Origin of the sequence: Veillonella nakazawae (assembly GCF_013393365.1) — a bacterium.
Lineage (GTDB): Bacteria > Bacillota > Negativicutes > Veillonellales > Veillonellaceae > Veillonella > Veillonella nakazawae.
Map to the genome: position 1 here is coordinate 766,694 of NZ_AP022321.1, position 16,751 is coordinate 783,444.

General features: G+C 34.3%; 14 protein-coding genes and 1 riboswitch. Of the genes, 6 read left to right on the top strand and 8 right to left on the bottom strand.

Annotated elements, in window-relative coordinates; genetic code table 11:
* Positions 1 to 32 precede the first annotated feature (32 nt).
* Entirely contained in the window at positions 33 to 3,371 is a 3,339-nt protein-coding gene (locus VEIT17_RS03385; protein WP_178884759.1) for a DEAD/DEAH box helicase, read from the top strand.
* A 215-nt stretch (positions 3,372 to 3,586) separates the two neighbouring features.
* Here VEIT17_RS03385 and VEIT17_RS09900 read toward each other — a convergent pair whose 3' ends face one another.
* Positions 3,587 to 3,664, bottom strand: a complete 78-nt coding sequence (locus VEIT17_RS09900; protein WP_223209338.1) for a putative holin-like toxin — start codon at positions 3,662 to 3,664, stop codon at positions 3,587 to 3,589.
* Between the two features lie 281 nt (positions 3,665 to 3,945).
* Between VEIT17_RS09900 and VEIT17_RS03390 the strand changes: the two genes are divergently transcribed.
* Complete coding sequence (locus VEIT17_RS03390) at positions 3,946 to 5,757, top strand: AAA family ATPase (protein ID WP_178884761.1); 1,812 nt, start codon at positions 3,946 to 3,948, stop codon at positions 5,755 to 5,757.
* 1 nt (position 5,758) lies between these two features.
* Positions 5,759 to 7,003: an LlaJI family restriction endonuclease gene (locus tag VEIT17_RS03395; RefSeq protein WP_178884763.1), complete on the top strand. Its 1,245-nt coding sequence runs from the start codon at positions 5,759 to 5,761 to the stop codon at positions 7,001 to 7,003.
* Between the two features lie 271 nt (positions 7,004 to 7,274).
* On the opposite strand, the gene VEIT17_RS09905 is transcribed toward VEIT17_RS03395, so the two are convergent.
* Entirely contained in the window at positions 7,275 to 7,352 is a 78-nt protein-coding gene (locus tag VEIT17_RS09905; protein WP_223209338.1) for a putative holin-like toxin, read from the bottom strand.
* Between the two features lie 220 nt (positions 7,353 to 7,572).
* On the opposite strand from VEIT17_RS09905, the gene VEIT17_RS03400 reads away from it, so the two are divergent.
* Entirely contained in the window at positions 7,573 to 8,790 is a 1,218-nt protein-coding gene (locus tag VEIT17_RS03400; RefSeq protein ID WP_178884765.1) for a hypothetical protein, read from the top strand.
* Positions 8,791 to 8,998: 208 nt separating this feature from the next.
* Here the strand turns inward: VEIT17_RS03400 and VEIT17_RS09910 are convergent, their stop codons facing one another.
* The 3 genes from VEIT17_RS09910 to VEIT17_RS09960 all read right to left on the bottom strand — a co-directional run bounded on the left by VEIT17_RS09910 (position 8,999) and on the right by VEIT17_RS09960 (position 11,032).
* Positions 8,999 to 9,076 carry a putative holin-like toxin gene (locus VEIT17_RS09910; protein WP_223209338.1) on the bottom strand — a complete coding sequence of 26 codons (78 nt, stop codon included), beginning with the start codon at positions 9,074 to 9,076 and terminating at the stop codon, positions 8,999 to 9,001.
* A gap of 167 nt (positions 9,077 to 9,243) precedes the next feature.
* Complete coding sequence (locus VEIT17_RS03405) at positions 9,244 to 10,464, bottom strand: L-lactate MFS transporter (RefSeq protein ID WP_178884766.1); 1,221 nt, start codon at positions 10,462 to 10,464, stop codon at positions 9,244 to 9,246.
* 87 nt (positions 10,465 to 10,551) lie between these two features.
* A riboswitch (ZMP/ZTP riboswitch) is annotated at positions 10,552 to 10,639 on the bottom strand.
* A 258-nt stretch (positions 10,640 to 10,897) separates the two neighbouring features.
* Positions 10,898 to 11,032 carry a hypothetical protein gene (locus tag VEIT17_RS09960; protein ID WP_277872763.1) on the bottom strand — a complete coding sequence of 45 codons (135 nt, stop codon included), beginning with the start codon at positions 11,030 to 11,032 and terminating at the stop codon, positions 10,898 to 10,900.
* Positions 11,033 to 11,211: 179 nt separating this feature from the next.
* Between VEIT17_RS09960 and VEIT17_RS03410 the strand changes: the two genes are divergently transcribed.
* Positions 11,212 to 11,808 (top strand): hypothetical protein, encoded by a 597-nt coding sequence (locus VEIT17_RS03410; RefSeq protein WP_178884767.1) that lies wholly within the window; start codon positions 11,212 to 11,214, stop codon positions 11,806 to 11,808.
* A 123-nt stretch (positions 11,809 to 11,931) separates the two neighbouring features.
* On the opposite strand, the gene VEIT17_RS03415 is transcribed toward VEIT17_RS03410, so the two are convergent.
* From VEIT17_RS03415 to VEIT17_RS03425, 3 genes are all read right to left on the bottom strand, one after another.
* Entirely contained in the window at positions 11,932 to 13,161 is a 1,230-nt protein-coding gene (locus VEIT17_RS03415; protein WP_178884768.1) for a threonine/serine exporter family protein, read from the bottom strand.
* Positions 13,162 to 13,175: 14 nt separating this feature from the next.
* A complete protein-coding gene (locus VEIT17_RS03420; protein ID WP_178884769.1) occupies positions 13,176 to 14,579 on the bottom strand; it encodes a YkvI family membrane protein in 1,404 nt (467 codons plus the stop codon).
* A 408-nt stretch (positions 14,580 to 14,987) separates the two neighbouring features.
* Positions 14,988 to 15,647: an HAD family hydrolase gene (locus VEIT17_RS03425; RefSeq protein WP_178884770.1), complete on the bottom strand. Its 660-nt coding sequence runs from the start codon at positions 15,645 to 15,647 to the stop codon at positions 14,988 to 14,990.
* 139 nt (positions 15,648 to 15,786) lie between these two features.
* Between VEIT17_RS03425 and VEIT17_RS03430 the strand changes: the two genes are divergently transcribed.
* Positions 15,787 to 16,626: a hypothetical protein gene (locus VEIT17_RS03430; protein ID WP_129823137.1), complete on the top strand. Its 840-nt coding sequence runs from the start codon at positions 15,787 to 15,789 to the stop codon at positions 16,624 to 16,626.
* Positions 16,627 to 16,751 lie beyond the last annotated feature (125 nt).

Here is a 16,751-nt window from a genome sequence, read left to right on the forward strand (position 1 = left end):
CTTTCATTAGTCTAATGAGAGGGTAGATATAGATGAGAGATAGTGCAAAGCAAATTATAAATTATTGGTATTCACTTGAATGTTTGCAACCGAAAGAGGTTCCAAAGTATAAAGCGCTTCCCAAGAAGTATATTAAAGAGCTTATATTTTCAACTGACTATGATAGAACTACTATTTATCAACAGTCAGTAATTAATCCTTTGTGGAAGAAAACAAATTCACGTGTATCTATGTATGTAGTGCCGTTGCCAAATGATCCATATAATTACTCGATTACTGATGAGATTACATGTTTTAAGGATAAAAAGGACTATGTGTTAGATGATGAATATGCGGTTCTATTAAGCGTAGTCAAAGGGACTGAAGTACTAGAAGCCTTTATTGAAAAATTAGAGGTTGAACATCCAGAAAAACCATATTTAGGGAATGTGTATAGTGCTTCATTTATCGCTGATGCAGAGGGTCACTATAAAGCGGGAAGTTTACAAATTGCTCCTTTTATTTGGGTGATTTATCAGATGATGTCTCAGCCTGATGTGGCTTTTAAAGATATTAAGCTAGATGGTTGGGATGTGGTTGTTAAAGATATCGAGGATAGTTTTAATCTTCCTGAGGAAAAGGTAACTCTAGATAAAGCTGCACGTGTAATCAATGAGTATATACAAGAACATATCCTGGAGCCTATGGGTATTACCATGTTCCGTGCTGGTGATGTGTATGGCTATTGCGGTTTTGAGACCGATGATATTCAGCTTGTTAAAGCTGATACAATGCCTATTAATGATCTAAAATCAAGCTTTTTCCTAGATGATCTACGGTTGGTTTTACAGAACATTGATACATTAAAGAACAATGATAAGGTATTGTCTTATATCAATAGTCTTAATCAGGATATTGAGCATTATGATTTGTTAAAAGATACGGATCAGATGCAAAAGTGGTATAATCCAAAGGTTTTACCATATGGTAGATGGCCTTCAAAGTTTAATTTATCCTTTATGCAGCAAATTGCTGTTAATATTGCTAAGGAGAATCCTAAAGATATCTTTTCTGTTAATGGCCCTCCTGGTACAGGTAAAACAACATTATTAAAGGATATTATTGCTAGTAATATTGTTGAACGTGCTGCTAAGTTTTGTGAAAGTAATCATGTAAATGATATCTTCAAAAAGGTTGTGGGCCGGGATGGTAAATCCTTTTACTATACTATACCTAGTGACATAGCAGTATATGGTATGTTGGTGCTTTCATCAAATAATAAGGCTGTTGAAAATATTACATTAGAATTACCAAATATTTCCTCTGTAAAAGCGGGAACTAATGGGTCTACCTTATTTAATCCAGAGTTCTCAGACCAGCAGGTTGATTTATCTTGTTTCGCTAAGGCTGAGAAATATAAATACGTTAAATCCAGTGAGGTATATTTTACATTTTTAGCTGATCGTTTGGTAGAGAGACATGATCAATGGGGGTTAATTTCTGCTAGACTTGGTAAGAAATCTAATATTAATACTTTTATGACTGCATTGCATGTATTATCCTCAGATTTGTCTTCTGTTATGGGGATTCCTAGTGCTCAAGATGCTTTTAAAAGTGCTAAAAGACAGTTTCAGGCTCAATATAAGCTTGTAAAAACATTATTTACTTATGTAACAACATATGAAGAGAACGTTCAATTAATTCAAGATTTAAATCTTAAAATCGATGGATTACAAGCGGAAGTTCATACAATCAATGAAGAATTAAGTAAATATGATACATTAGATGGTGATTTGTTACAGTTAATAGAGCATAAAAATAGTATTGAGACTAAATTAATAGAGTATAACAATCAACGGTCTATTTTTGATAAGCTGTGGAGTGCTACTAATTGGTCTATTTTAAAAGCTATGGGTAATCCTACATTGTTATCTGTAATTGAAGAGGAGACTAACAAGCTTCAAACTGTTAAAGATCAATTAACTGCATTACATCAGTTAGTCAATGAGCGTGAATCTATAATCCATACGAAAGATAGCCTATTATCTGATATTAAGGGGATTGATAGTACAATTCTAGAATCAGAGAAAACACAGCAAGAGATTTTAGGGACATTAAAAGCTAGTGGTAAAGATACGATACATTGTTTTGATGATATAGCATCAAAGTTAATGTCATCTGATGCGGATCGCGCAGAGGCGCATACGGCATTCTTATATGTATGTAATTATTTAAATGAATGTAGAGAGCGTTTATTATATGATGCCTTACAATTACAAAAGGCTGTAGTTATGAGTGATGCTTTCAGAAAAAATATGCAATTACTCAGTGAGTATTGGGGATCATTAAGTGATAGGAAAAAATTACAGAAAAACTTTGATCTTGTTACGATTTTCCCTGTATTACTTAATTCCTTGATGATTGCAGTGCCTGTTATTTCATCTACTTTTGCAGCTGTGGAGAGATTCTTGATTAATTGTAAATCTGAAGGCTCCTTAGGGACCATTATTATTGATGAAGCTGGGCAGGCGTCACCTCATATGCTTGTAGGAGCATTGTTCCGAGCGCAAAAGGCAATAGTAGTTGGCGATCCAAAGCAAATTGAACCGGTACAAACTGTGCAGGATTTATTTGTAGAAAAAATTGGTGGAGAAGGTATTGGTAAGTATCGGAGTAAAGAGCTATCCGTACAAAGTTTAGCTGATGCACAAAATCCATTTGCAGGTATTATCAAAAATCTTGATGGCTCTGAATCTTGGGTCGGTTGTCCGCTTGTTATTCATAGACGGTGTAAAGATCCGATGTTTACAGTTGCTAATGAGTTATCGTATGGTGGTTTTATGATTAATAAGACCATAGATTCTGATGATCCTATTAATCCATGTAAAGAAAGCTGTTGGATAACATATGATGCAAGCCATATTGAAGCCAGTGCGGGTAAAGATCGATATATACAAGTACAAGGGCAAATTGCTTTTGAATTGATCCAAAAGTTACGAGCAAGAAATACAGAATTTAAAGATATATTTATCATTACACCATTTACTAGTGTTGCACATGGATTTAAAAGCTACATGCAATCTATTAGTGATGATATTGTAAACTGGACAGATAAAGATAATAAGAGCGGTTGGTTAAAAGATAATATTGGAACTGTTCATACTTTCCAAGGTAAAGAAGCTAAAGTTGTCATTTATATGTTAGGCTGTCAAAGCGATGGCACTGCTAATGGAGCTATTAAATGGGTTAACGCTAACAACGTAAATGTAGCCTTTACTAGAGCAAAAGAATATATCTATGTTATTGGTGATGCTACCAAATGGGCAGAACTTAATAAAAACCTTTCATTCGCACAAAGATACTTGCCTATTTATACTTTAGAGGATTTATAAGCTAGTAAATTGTGACCTTACAAACAAAACAAGGAAAGAAATCCTTAGATTTCTTTCCTTGTTTTAATATGATATAATTTATATCAAAGTGAGGCATAAATGGTTTCGACGCCAGACTTCGCTTCTAAAGTAAATATTTGAAGAAACGGTCTGACTTCTATGTCGGGCCTTTTTTCATGCCCCGATTAGAAAGTTAGCTTTTTGCTAGAGGTCAATCACTTTGCTGCCATGATAATGGTCGCTACAAGTATACCAAAGGAAATCATGAGCGATAACACTTTGAATGTACTCATATTGATCACCGCCAATCTCTAGGAGATTAGTAAAGGTTGGAGTAATTTAGTGGGATTAAGCTCAATATAGTGTTAGTAATAATAAAAGTAAAAATATGAAAGGTTCCTAATGGTCATTAATTTGTCTATTAGGACCTTTTCTATTTTCAGTACTAAATATTTACATTTTTTGGGATTCATGAAATATTCATAATTTGATTTATCTATGATAAAATATAAGTAATATAGCTAGATTATGAGATTTGGTATACTTCTTTTATTGGAAAAATGTGGGGGATAATATGGGGGATATTGATAATTTAACAACAGAGGAAAGAGTTTCTTATTTAATAAAACCTATTTTAGAGGTACTTAGTCAATCGCGTAGTTCATTAACGACAGCAGAATTACGCTCTCAAATAATTAAGATGGATCCATATATTGCTGAATATGCTGAAGCTGTATATACTTCAGAGAAAACAGGAATCCCTTATAAGGATTTTACTAAAAGATTTAGTCTTGCAATAAAAGAGCTAGAAGTTTTAGGTATTTTAAGTCGTGAGAGTAAAGGTAAAAATAGTCGTATTTTATTAACACCAAAAGGTCAAGAGCTAGATATATCAACATTAAATGTGGAAAAAGAAATTAGGGCTAAAGCGCAAGTTTATTGGAAAGAGAGACGAAAAAAGATAACTAGGAAAAAAACAAAGGTGGCTAATGTAGCAAAAAATGAAAAGAGATTGTTATGGAGAGCAACTGCAAACTTTAAAGAATCTGGTTTCTCTTGGTATCAACTTGAAGTTGGTGATGTTGTTACGTACAACTATGCAACTGAAAAGAACATAGAAATCGGAAGATTTGGCTTAGGGTATAATAAAGATTCTGGAGAGGGCTCTAATCAACCTGCGGGTTCCATAGTTTGTGTTTTTCAAATTGTTGATTATTTAATTTTACCTGATTTACAAACTAATAAAGCTGTGTTACGTTGTGTTCATAAATTTGATAACCCAATAAGTCTTTCTGAGATTAATAGTTGGTTTAATGATGGAAGTTCATTAAATCTTCAAGGTGGGCTTGCCTCAATTTCAGATACTCAAGCAGATATTATAATAGAAAAAATAAAAGAATTGGCACCAGATTTCTCTTTGACTTTAGATAGTAAAGAAATATTAGCTAAAACTAAAAGAGACATGTCAATACAAGTTATGTTTTATGGTGCACCTGGTACTGGCAAAAGTTATAGTATAAGCTCTTTAATAAGACAAAGTTATCCAGGCTTCAATGAATGTGATGATAACCCTTATGTTTTCCGTACCACTATTTATCGTGATTACTCTTACTTTGATTTTGTAGGTAATATTATGCCTGTAACAAAAGATGGGAAAATTTCTTATGAATTTGTACCAGGAATTTTTACAACTGCTCTGTTTGCTGCGTTAAGAAATCAAGATAGTGGTATAGATGTATATCTTATTTTAGAGGAAATGTCTCGTGGTGATATTGCTAGTATTTTTGGTGACATATTCCAGCTATTGGATAGAGATGATACTGGTAAAAGCATGTATGGTATTAACAATAAATCCATTTATGAATACCTTATTTTAAATGGAGCTATAAAGCCAGGATATAAGATTGTTATTCCAAAGAATTTACATATCATAGGTACCGTTAATACAAGTGATCAAAATGTTAATGTTATTGATACTGCGTTTAAACGAAGATTCGATTTTACATATGTCGGAGTTGAACCTATTAAGTCAGATACTAATGGCTACGTCAATAATTTTAGTATTAATTTTACAAGTGACAATCAGTATGAGTGGGTAAAACTATATCAAGCAATCAATCATGTTATCATAAATGATTTAGGATTAGCAGAAGACAAACAGCTCGGTCCTTTCTTCTTAAAGGATAAAGGTGATGAGGACTTAAATAGAGAGCAAGTTGCCAATAAATTATTACATTATTTATGGCAGGATGTAGAGCGTGTTTCGTATACTAGTGGAAGTCTTTTTGCTGACGGTATAACATCTTTTAGTCAATTATATTATGCATTTGAAAAGCAAGAGAATATTTTAAGTAAATCTGTAATCGAGCAATACGGGAAGTTATAACATGATAAATGATGTATTAGATTATCACTTTGAGATCATAAATGATGGTGATAATTTGACAGAGTCTTTTTGTGGAGAATGGGATATATATCCATATTGTGATCGATATAATGAGAGGTTGAATTGCTCTTTTGTAGGAATGGTAATAAAAGAAGATAATATTCTGCTTTCATTTCCAAAGCATTATAATGTTGAGAACGCAATTTCACGAGATGAAAAGTTACAACTTTTAAAAGAGATGAAGGATATATTGTATATTATAGAGCGAGATAGACAACTCTATGGTGTGGAGCCTGGACAATTATCTGATACAATTCCTGTAGATGCGTACTACTATATTCTTAGATATTATTTAGAGTTTGGTTTATATCATAGTCAAATTAGAGATACTTCAAAAGGATATAAAGGTCATATCAATTGGTACCAAACAATAAATACAATTCGCCCCTTATTAAGTGATGGAAATTTTGTATACTCTCCGTTTATAGTTAACTGTGAATACGATGAGTCAATTTTTATTACTGAGTGTATGGATTATGTCTTATATGATTTTTATAAATCATTTCAATCTTTATTAGATGATATCCATCCTTATAAGCGTCAATTTTATAATCCTATTTTTGACGAGTACAATTTTTGTATCTCTAAGTTACAAACATTAGTTGGTCGTTTTTTCAAGGATCATGAACGATTGTTATTGAATTCCTTGATAAGATACTTTCAATGGAAAAGTAATCGTAGTAAGTCATCTAAGTTTCTAACTCTGTATTTTGGATGGTTCTGGGAGCGTATGGTAAACTCCTATCTATCTAGTCATCTCCAAATTATGGGACATGATTATAAAATTACAAAGGAGTCACAATCTAGTAATTTAAAAATAATAAAGCCTGATAACATAGATATAGAGGAAAATAAAACAAGAGGCCGTGGCCGATTTTCTATACAGTTTGATCATTACTTAAACATTATAACTAGTAGAAGACAACAATTAATCTTACTATTCGATTCTAAGTATTTTTCTAATGATGTGAATTCATTTAATTATAAGCAAGCCTTTTATTACTATTACTTGCGTGGTAAATATAAAAATGCCATTATTAGAAATGCTTTAGTTATACCTACATCCGGTGAAAGAAAAACTGTAGTACATGTTGATAGACGACACATTGATGGTCTATATATTCTTGAAGAATATATAAATCTTAAAGCTGTAATCAGTGATTATAAGAAATTATTTTCAAGTTAGTTGTCCTTGAAAATATTGTAGTTATAAATTAGGTTAAATTAGCTCTTGTATTTTTTAGTCAAATTTAGATGTGTAAAGTTAAAACAGGAAAAGAAATCCTTAGATTTCTTTCCCTGTTTAAATATGATATAATTTATATCAAAGTGAGGCATAAATGGTTTGGTCGCCAGACTTCGCTTCTAGTAATTTAAAATTGAAGAAACGGTCTGACTTCTATGTCGGGCCTTTTTTCATGCCACGATTAGAAAGCTAGCTTTCAGCTATAGGTCAATCACTTTGCTGCCATGATAATGGTCGCTACAAGTATCCCAAAGGAGATCATTAACGATAACACTTTAAATGTACTCATATTGATTACCGCCAATCTCTAGAAGATTAGCAAAGGCTGGACCCATTTAGAGGCCTCAATTTCAATATAGTGCCGTTAATTATAAAAGTAAATAGATTAGAGGTTCCTAATAGTCACCTAGGTGACCAATAGGAACCTTTTTCGTTTTGTAATCGTATTCATAATTGTGTTCCTATTATGTTACAATACAGTTAAAATTACTATTTGTGGAGAGATGTATATGTTAAAACGATTATTATTAAGTGCTATTGTATTGAGCGCTGTTAGTGTATCTAGTTATGCTGTTGATGTGAATATTCCCGGTGCAGATCCAAGTATTTCGCGTGATGCATATGTACAGGCGGTATATACGACTGATAAAATTGAGTCTACATATGATGAGAGATTAAAAAAGAAGGCAGATTCATTTTCCGCTTATTCTAAAGCGCGCTTTAATCAAGAGTTTGGTGTTGTTGTAGACGACGATGCTGTAGAATCCTTAAAGAATGAGATTTATACTATTGAACGTCGTAAGTTTGATGGTAACACAGTAGTGAATTTACATAATAAAAAGGGTGGCCTATCAGTAACATTACCATTTAGTGCAGTACAAAAAGAGGCATTAAGTGATTTTCCGGATGCAACGGCTGGTTATTTATTTCAGTCCCCAATGATTGTTACTGCTATTATTGAAAATAAAATGCCATATGCTCCTGATAAAACAGATATGGTTTTTAAATATGATGGTCTTAGTAAAAGTTACTGGAGAAAAATAACTCTTACTGGTGCTGTAGATATGGACATTATTGCTTTAAATTTTGAGTTGAGTAAGCATCCTAAGCAAGCATATAATATTATTCTGTATCCTCGTGTAACAGAGAGTGTCACATCAAATGATATTAATAAAATAATGGCTAATTATGTATTGCCTTCAATTCAATCTCTTCGAGGTTTAGATGACTATAGCCGAGTAGAAAACTATAAGAAATATTCTTTTAGAGTTCCTAAAACAGCCGTTAAAGAAAATAACCCTAATGTTAAGATAGATGGTGTGACTTTCACAGTTGATAGAGATATAAGGCAACAAATTTTGATTGACCCTGTAAATAATTTGGAAAAGGGTGTATTTAGTTCATTTGACGAAATTGATCTGTTACAAAAAATAGATAATAAGACTGCTGAGTTCTTTGGATTTCCTGGATCTCCAAAGATTATCAAAGGTAGCCATTCCTTTGTTTGGAATGATGGTGTGCCAGGTTTACTACTAGATCTTGAATTAGATAATCGCCAGGGTGTATTGATGTTTATTACTTATGATGATAGTTTTAAGTACCAAAATTCAATCCAATATCCCTTAGATGATGGTGCATATACTAAGGCGCAGTTACGAAAATTAATTACAGATGTAACATTATCTGACACTGGTAATATGTATCAAGAGGATGTTTGGTTTATCTAATCCTTATTTTTATAAATAAAATAGGGAAAGAAATCATACGATTCCTTTCCTTGTTTAGATATGATATAATTTATATCAAAGTGAGGCATAAATGGTTTGGTCGCCAGACTTCGCTTCTAAAGTTTTAAAATTGAAGAAACGGTCTGACTTCTATGTCGGGCCTTTTTTCATGCCCCAATTAGAAAGCTAGCTTTCAGCTAGAGGTCAATCACTTTGCTGCCATGATAATGGTCGCCACAAGTATGCCAAAGGAAATCATCAACGATAACACTTTGAATGTACTCATATTGATCACCGCCAATCCTCGAGTTGATTAGCAAAGGCTGGACCCATTTAGAGGCCTCAAGTTCAATATAATGTTGTGAATAATAAAAGTAAATAGATTAGAGGTTCCTAATAGTCACCTAGGTGATCAATAGGAACCTCTTTCGTTTTGTAATTAGTTTGGGGGATTTAACAGTATCTTTTATGCAGACCTCGTTTGCCGTATATTTTTAAGATTATAGCAATAATTGTATTTAATACAAATAGAAGAGCAAAGCATACTAAGGCTGTAGTATATCCATATCCTGCTTCGTGAAAGTATGACACGAGCATAGGACCAACTATACCAGCTAATCCCCAAGCGGTTAGAATGCGGCCATGAATAGTGGAGAGTTGGCGTATGCCATAGAGGTCTGCAAGATATGCTGGCATACAGGCGAATCCGCCGCCATAGCAGGTGATAATGAGAAGAATTAAAACTTGGAATGTTAGAGCATTATTGGTTTCGGCAAGTACGTAGAATGCGATGATTTGTATAACAAAGAATAGTATGTAAGTTTGTGCACGGCCAAAGTAGTCGGAGATAGTGGACCATGCAATGCGACCTCCACCATTGAAGATACCGATGATACCAACTAGTGATGCAGCTGCTGCAGGTGTCATACCAATGGTTTCTTGTGCCATAGGGGATGCTAAGGATAGAAGACCTATACCACAGGTAATATTAATAAAGAAAATCCACCAAAGGGCACCAAATTGCCAAGTTTTCATAGCATCATTGGCTAGCATACCATGGTTGTGAACGTACATAGTGGATTTATCTTTCGTAGTTCGAGGTGGTTGTTTTGGTTGAGGTGCTTTCAAATAGAGAGAAGAGGCGCCCATAACCACTAGATAGATTACGCCGAGGATAATGAAGTTATTTACTAATCCAACTTGAGCTACGAGGAATTGCATAAGTGGTCCTGCAATGAGTGAAGCAAATCCAAAACCCATAATGGCTAACCCGGTGGCAAATCCTGGGCGATTTGGAAAGTATTTTACCAGTGTAGAAACTGGTGTTATATAACCAATACCTAGTCCGATACCACCGATGATACCATAGAATAGATAGAGTAAGGTAAGATTATGGACACTAAGTGCATAAGCAGTACCTAATAGGCCTGCCACCCAGAATAACATAGCAAGAAGGCCGCTTTTCTTGGGACCTATTTTTTCTGCAAAGGATCCTAAAAAGCCTGCAGACAGTCCAAGCATCAGGATAGCTAGGGAGAAGGTCCATGTTGTTTGAGACATAGTAAATCCCATATCTGCCATAATAGGTCGTGTGAGCACGCTCCATGCGTACACACTACCGATGGATATATGCAGACCAATGGCAGCTAGTGCAATAAGCCAACGATTTCTCATAAGAAAACTCCTTTCATATAGGTGAGATGATTTAAACTTTGTACAGTATTATTTGCTACAAGAAAATAAAAAAAGACCGCCTGAACAAAAGCTTGCCCAGACGGTCGGCTATCACACGATGTGCGCTACTGTGCATGTAGTCAATTCTACGAATCCGTCAGCCCAGTAGTAATATGTTACAAATATAGCAATTGAGAGGATATCTTGTCGTTGATATAAGTCACTATTGTATGCACTATAAAGGTTTATAATTGAAAACAAGGAAAGAAATACTTAGATTTCTTTCCTTGTTTAGATATGATATAATTTATATCAAAGTGAGGCATAAATGGTTTCGACGCCAGACTTCGCTTCTAATAAGAAAAATTGAAGAAACGGTCTGACTTCTATGTCGGGCCTTTTTTCATGCCACGATTAGAAAGCTAGCTTTCAGCTAGAGGTCAATCACTTTGCTGCCATGATAATGGTCGCTACAAGCATACCAAAGGAAATCATTAACGATAACACTTCGAATGTACTCATATTGATCACCGCCAATCTCTAGAAGATTAGCAAAGGCTGGACCCATTTAGAGGCCTCAACTTCAATATAGTGATGTCCATAATAAAAGTAAATAGATGAGAGGTTCCTAATAGTCACCTAGGTGACCAATAGGAACCTCTTTCGTTTTGTAACTATTATAATGGAATAGATTAATTATGTTACAATACAAATAAGATAATAGTTTTTAGGGAGAGGGAGACTCATATGAAACGTTGTATTACATTAATAAGCTTAGGTTTGTGTTTAGCCGTACCGATGCTTTCACAAGCTAGCGATATAAAGCCTTTTATGCATGTTACGAATGTACATAATGGTCAATATGATGTGGTATTAGATGCTATTACAGATACAAAGTTTTATGGACCGTATCAATTCCGAGTATTAAAGAATGCTATCGAAACGCAGGGTGAAACAAAGGACATTGATGGTAGGGCGTTTAGAACCTCTGATGGGGTATTTATGCATGTAAAGGCTAGATCTATCGATAGTACGAGTTCCACGTTAGATGCTGAGGTTAATGAGATTGTTAAAGATAGGACGGTTCCTGAACCTACAGTTAAGATGATATTGCCTGTTAAGCATGATGTAATAGAGGTCAATAATGATGGTGTGCGTAGTTTGCTAGCCGAATTTATGTATGGCTGGCCGTTACATAATAGGACTGATATGGTATTAGTTACTGATTATGAGGAAACTCGTTACTATTATAAGTTGCAGTTTTATAGAGACAAGCTACCAAATGGTGTTCGCATTGAGCAGTTGCGTCAAATGATTATGGATGCGCAGTTCAGTTATAAATAAGTGATATCTAATTAGCACAATATAGTTATAAATAAAAGAGGTTCCTAATGGTCATAGTAGTGACTTATAGGAACCTCTTTTATAATGCTTTAATTTACATGAATTTGATATAAGGTTATATTACTAATAAGTGTGTTTTTTGATTTGTGGTGGTTTTATATGTTTTACAATTGCGATAGATATAGCAATTGTAAAAGCTATCAAAAAGGATTCTTTTGCGAAGCTAATGGCAATAGTTTCTTGTCCCATTAGCATATAATAAATGGATCGATAAAAGCTGAGTCCTGGTAGTAAAGGGAATAAGCTAGTCATTAGGAAAACTATAGCAGGGCATTTCCGTTTAACAGCCAATATTCTTGATGCTATGGCGATGATAAAACCACTGATGAATATGGAGAGCATAACATTAGACTGTAGTGAAGATAATGTTAAGAACAAGAACCATGAGATGAATCCTAATATTGTACAATCGATAAAATGTTGTTTAGCTACACGGAATAAGATTGCAAATGCTGTAGTACCAATACCAGCCATTATACTACGCATAAACATAGAGGTTAAGGAATTAGTATCTAAATTAGAGGTATAAAGAGGAATCATTTGTGTGTTGAAGAGTAGTGATTGTACTACTGCGACCCCTACAGCCATTGAAATACAGGTAAGTAACGCGCCCATCATAAGGGTTATTCCTGTATTATAGTTATTCTGGCTATACTCTCTAATAGCATTGACGAAAGGAACTCCGGGAACAATGTCAATCATGGCTCCTAGTAATATAACTGATAAGTTGGAGCCTAATTCAAAGTGGATAAAGAGATTACCCAATAAGGCTATTAGAATACTACCTAAAATGGTAATCAATACATCAGAGCTAAGTATGCGTTTGATGGTACACATATAGACGCCTAATATTAAGCCTATAATACCTGCAATTATAGAGTCTGTTATAGAACTACCAATTGCATAGCTAAAGCCCGAAGCTCCTAACGTATAAGCTACTAATCTCCAAAAAAAAGAATAGTCTGACATGGTATCAATTTGATTAAGTTCACTTTCAATCTCCTCAATAGTAATATTTTTTTGTGTGATACGTCGGGAGAGAGCATTAACAGATTCAATTTTGCTGAGGTTAATATCGACTTCAGGAACGTTATAAATACGAGTAATTTCAGTTCCATCAGCTTTCTTAGCAGTTGCAAAAATGCCTCTATTTGATACGTAGGCTTCTAAATCTTTAAAATTCATAGCTCTTGCTATGTAATTCATAGTATCCTCTGTACGACTGATTTCGGCGCCACTGCTAAGTAGTATTTTTCCAGCTTTTAGTATAATTTCTAATTCCACACCTGTCATTATTTCCTCGTTATTCATTTTACTTCATTGTTATTTATATTGGACTTTTTGATAGGTCTATCTTTAGAAGATTCAGTTGATTTTGATTCTTCCTGTTGTTCTTGTAGGATATTGATATTTTGATGTATAACTTCTTCGTCTATTGAGAGATGCTCTTCTACATAGTCTTTTAGCTCTTGAACTGTTTCCGTATTTGAAAGTATTTCTTTTGCTTCATTATGAATATCTTCTTTAAGAGATTTTGTATCTGCTTGACTAATATCACCTAATGTATGGAATAGTTCGCGTTCTTTTTCTGAAAGATTTTTGTGAGGACTATGTTTTTTTAATGATAAATGGAGCATCTTTCTTCGGAAGAGTTTTTCCATAATGATATCTTTACGATCACGGAGCCAGCCATAAATAAGAATAATTAGGAGTAATAGTCCCATATAACCGAGAATTGGGTAGAGGATACTAATCAAATCTTTAAAACCAAAGAAACTACATATATATCCTATGATTACTACAGAAATAATAACAATTCTCATTCTTTTTGTGCTGCCGTTGGCAAAACGTCTAGCAATAGAATAAAAAAGAGAGAATGCTGTATTAAAAATAAGTGAAAAGACTGTGATTGCATATATATATGCTAGCCAAGGATGAATTTGATTGGCAATAGCAAGAATCGGCAAATCTGCATCTTTTACTGTATCTAGATTGGCAAAAATAGAGATAGCAGCTATAAAAACAACTAATCCGACTAATAGGCCACCACGAGTGCCACCTTTTTCTGCAATACCAATACGAACAACAGAACCACCTAAAATAAAGGCCATAGAAACAGCTGTCATAGCACATAGAGAATAATAATTAATGACAGAAAACCATACATTGCTTGTGGCTGGTTTGATTGTGTGGGCTATAGTATCTAACGCAGCCCAATCATGACTTTTACCAATAAAAGAGTAACCTGTAATGATGAATATCATTACAATCATAATAGGTGTAAAAACACCTAGAACACTGGTAATTTTATCAAAGTCCATAAATGATACGGTTATGATTAAAAGTGAGCAAATTAATCCGCCAACCCAAAAAGGAAGTCCAAATTGTTGTTCTAAGTTTGATCCTGCACCGGCTATCATAACGAAGCCCATAATAAAACTACCAGCGATTAGAACAAAATCAAGGATTTTTGTAATGATCGGATGGGAAATCTGTGTAAAAACTTCTTCATGATTATCTGCACGATAGTAGCTCCCCAAAGAAAGCATGATTTTACCAAATGCGGCATTTAATAGACCTAGTAATAGAACACCAATAAGACCTATTTGGCCAAAACTTATAAAATATTGTAGAAGATCTTGTCCACTTGAGAGTCCTGCACCTACAATAACACCTATGTAGGCAAATGCAATTTTCCATGATTGTTGCATTATATTTTCCTCCTTTCAAATACATAACTTAGTATACAAAATAATATTATATCATACTAATGATTCAGTTTATGGAAACCTCACCGCCAATCTCTATAAGATTAGCTAAGAATGGAGCTATTTATAGGCCTTAAGTTCAATACACTAACTATTGAATTGACGGCGTGTACATGTGAACGTACTGTCTCCTGAATGTAACATATATCACATTTTTAAGGCAATGGATTGGGAATAGTATCTATACGTAAAAAGTATAATGTGAAAGTTGAAATAAATTAGAGAAAATAAAAGAAAAACCGCAAAAAATGAGGAGTCTAATATTTTAATTCCCATTTTTGTGCGGTTTTAAGAAGTAAATCGTTTATTTTATATGAATTTGTTATAGATTAATGATTATAATTTAGGATGTTATTTATTTAAGTTTTCCACAATACTTAAAATATCTTCTGCTTTACGGGCAATATGTGTTACGCCTAATTCTTGATGAAGAGATTCTTCTCTAAAGCCCCATGTAACACCGATACAGAGTAGACCAGAGTTTTTCGCAGTAGCTACGTCAACTTCAGAGTCACCTACATAAATAGATTCTTCTGGTGTAGAATCTAGTTCTTTTAACGCTTGAAGTACCATGTCTGGTGCTGGTTTACGTTGTAATCCTGGTCTTTCACCAATAGCAACAGGTAAGCGATCACCGAAGTATTCTTTGTTGAGAGGTGTTACACCTTCTTGGATTTTGTTAGATACGATAGCCAATTTATAGCCTTTTTCACGTAATGCATCTAGCATATCTAGAATGCCTGGGTAAGGAGCTGTTGTATCTTTTAAATGCTCACCATAGTAAGCTTTGAACTCTTCAATGTATGGCGCTAGTTCATCATCTGCTACAGAACTTGGCAAGCATTGACGCATCAAGTACGTTACTGCATTGCCTAGTGCTGCCTTTACCTCTGCTAGAGACTTTTCAGGGAAGTTATGTGTACGTAGTACATGATTTACAGCATTCGCTAAATCTGTAGCCGTATCAAGTAATGTGCCGTCGCAATCAAAGACGATGGTTGTATATTTCATGGGGACCTCCAATACGAAATCGATATATACTATATAAGTATATGATAAATATGGAGAAAATCAAGAGAATAGCCGTATTTGTTACTATAATTATGTTACAATAGTAGCAGTAATTATTACAGCGTATAGGAGGCGTAGTATGACTGAAATACAAGCTCTTTTATTGATAAAATCTATTCTTGAATCCGCAGATATTCACGGCATTGAAAATATTCTAGCCGAGGATTGCGAGTACATGTCCACAGGGCGTGGTATTATTGGGCGCAATCGTAATGAAAGTATTGAGTTTTTATCCTCTATGACTGAGTCTATTAAGGCTGATAATGTACCTGTTACGTGCAAGGTGATGCATATTACCGATGTGTATGAGGAGGATGAGCTATTCCATGAGGGCCGTCATGGTTTGACTGTTTCTTATGAAAGCGGCGATAACTATGTGTACATGATTTTTGTTGATGTAAATGATGAGGGGCTCGTAGACCGCATTGTATCTAGTCAGGAAAATTATAGTATTGAGTATGATGACCTTCGCTTTGGCGATGATGAAAGCGAGTATGCTTTTATTTCTGCACCAACTACTGTGAAAGATTGGATTACAGCCCTCAGCATGTGGCTTGAAACCGTAAATATTGATGTAGACGATTTCTACCAATATATAGATGAAGACACACGTGTTGTATTCCAAAAGGGGGATGCTGAATCGATTACTCTTGAAAGTGGCCTTGATGTAGAGGATTACTTTGATCAGCTCATGAACCAACACTTTGATGCGGTGCCTCATATTATTCGCGATGAAGAAGATGGCCTTATTTTAACCTATGGTCCTATGAGTGCCATTGCAACCCTCAATGAAGAAGGCGCACTAGCGCTTATTAGTATCTATATCGATACACGCGACGAAGACGAAGCTACTGATGAAGTTGGCTATATCGAAGAAGAACTAACCAAGACAACAACTACTGAAGAAGATTTATTTTAATTAATTCTATCAGTAAAATGTACTATACTTAGTCTAAATATATATGGTTAGCGAGATACTACCAGTTAAAAGAATTATGTTTAGTCTAACTATATATGATTAATGAGATACTACCAGTTAAAAGT

What these genes read in the sequence shown, in the direction of transcription:
- VEIT17_RS03390 (WP_178884761.1), top strand. Translation starts at nt 3,946, where the DNA reads ATGGGGGATATTGATAATTTAACAACAGAGGAAAGAGTTTCTTATTTA.
- VEIT17_RS03405 (WP_178884766.1), bottom strand. Translation starts at nt 10,464, where the DNA reads ATGAGAAATCGTTGGCTTATTGCACTAGCTGCCATTGGTCTGCATATA.
- VEIT17_RS03385 (WP_178884759.1), top strand. Translation starts at nt 33, where the DNA reads ATGAGAGATAGTGCAAAGCAAATTATAAATTATTGGTATTCACTTGAA.
- VEIT17_RS03415 (WP_178884768.1), bottom strand. Translation starts at nt 13,161, where the DNA reads ATGACAGGTGTGGAATTAGAAATTATACTAAAAGCTGGAAAAATACTA.
- VEIT17_RS09960 (WP_277872763.1), bottom strand. Translation starts at nt 11,032, where the DNA reads ATGGGTCCAGCCTTTGCTAATCTTCTAGAGATTGGCGGTGATCAATAT.
- VEIT17_RS03395 (WP_178884763.1), top strand. Translation starts at nt 5,759, where the DNA reads ATGATAAATGATGTATTAGATTATCACTTTGAGATCATAAATGATGGT.
- VEIT17_RS03430 (WP_129823137.1), top strand. Translation starts at nt 15,787, where the DNA reads ATGACTGAAATACAAGCTCTTTTATTGATAAAATCTATTCTTGAATCC.
- VEIT17_RS03410 (WP_178884767.1), top strand. Translation starts at nt 11,212, where the DNA reads ATGAAACGTTGTATTACATTAATAAGCTTAGGTTTGTGTTTAGCCGTA.
- VEIT17_RS03400 (WP_178884765.1), top strand. Translation starts at nt 7,573, where the DNA reads ATGTTAAAACGATTATTATTAAGTGCTATTGTATTGAGCGCTGTTAGT.
- VEIT17_RS09900 (WP_223209338.1), bottom strand. Translation starts at nt 3,664, where the DNA reads ATGAGTACATTCAAAGTGTTATCGCTCATGATTTCCTTTGGTATACTT.
- VEIT17_RS09905 (WP_223209338.1), bottom strand. Translation starts at nt 7,352, where the DNA reads ATGAGTACATTTAAAGTGTTATCGTTAATGATCTCCTTTGGGATACTT.
- VEIT17_RS03425 (WP_178884770.1), bottom strand. Translation starts at nt 15,647, where the DNA reads ATGAAATATACAACCATCGTCTTTGATTGCGACGGCACATTACTTGAT.
- VEIT17_RS03420 (WP_178884769.1), bottom strand. Translation starts at nt 14,579, where the DNA reads ATGCAACAATCATGGAAAATTGCATTTGCCTACATAGGTGTTATTGTA.
- VEIT17_RS09910 (WP_223209338.1), bottom strand. Translation starts at nt 9,076, where the DNA reads ATGAGTACATTCAAAGTGTTATCGTTGATGATTTCCTTTGGCATACTT.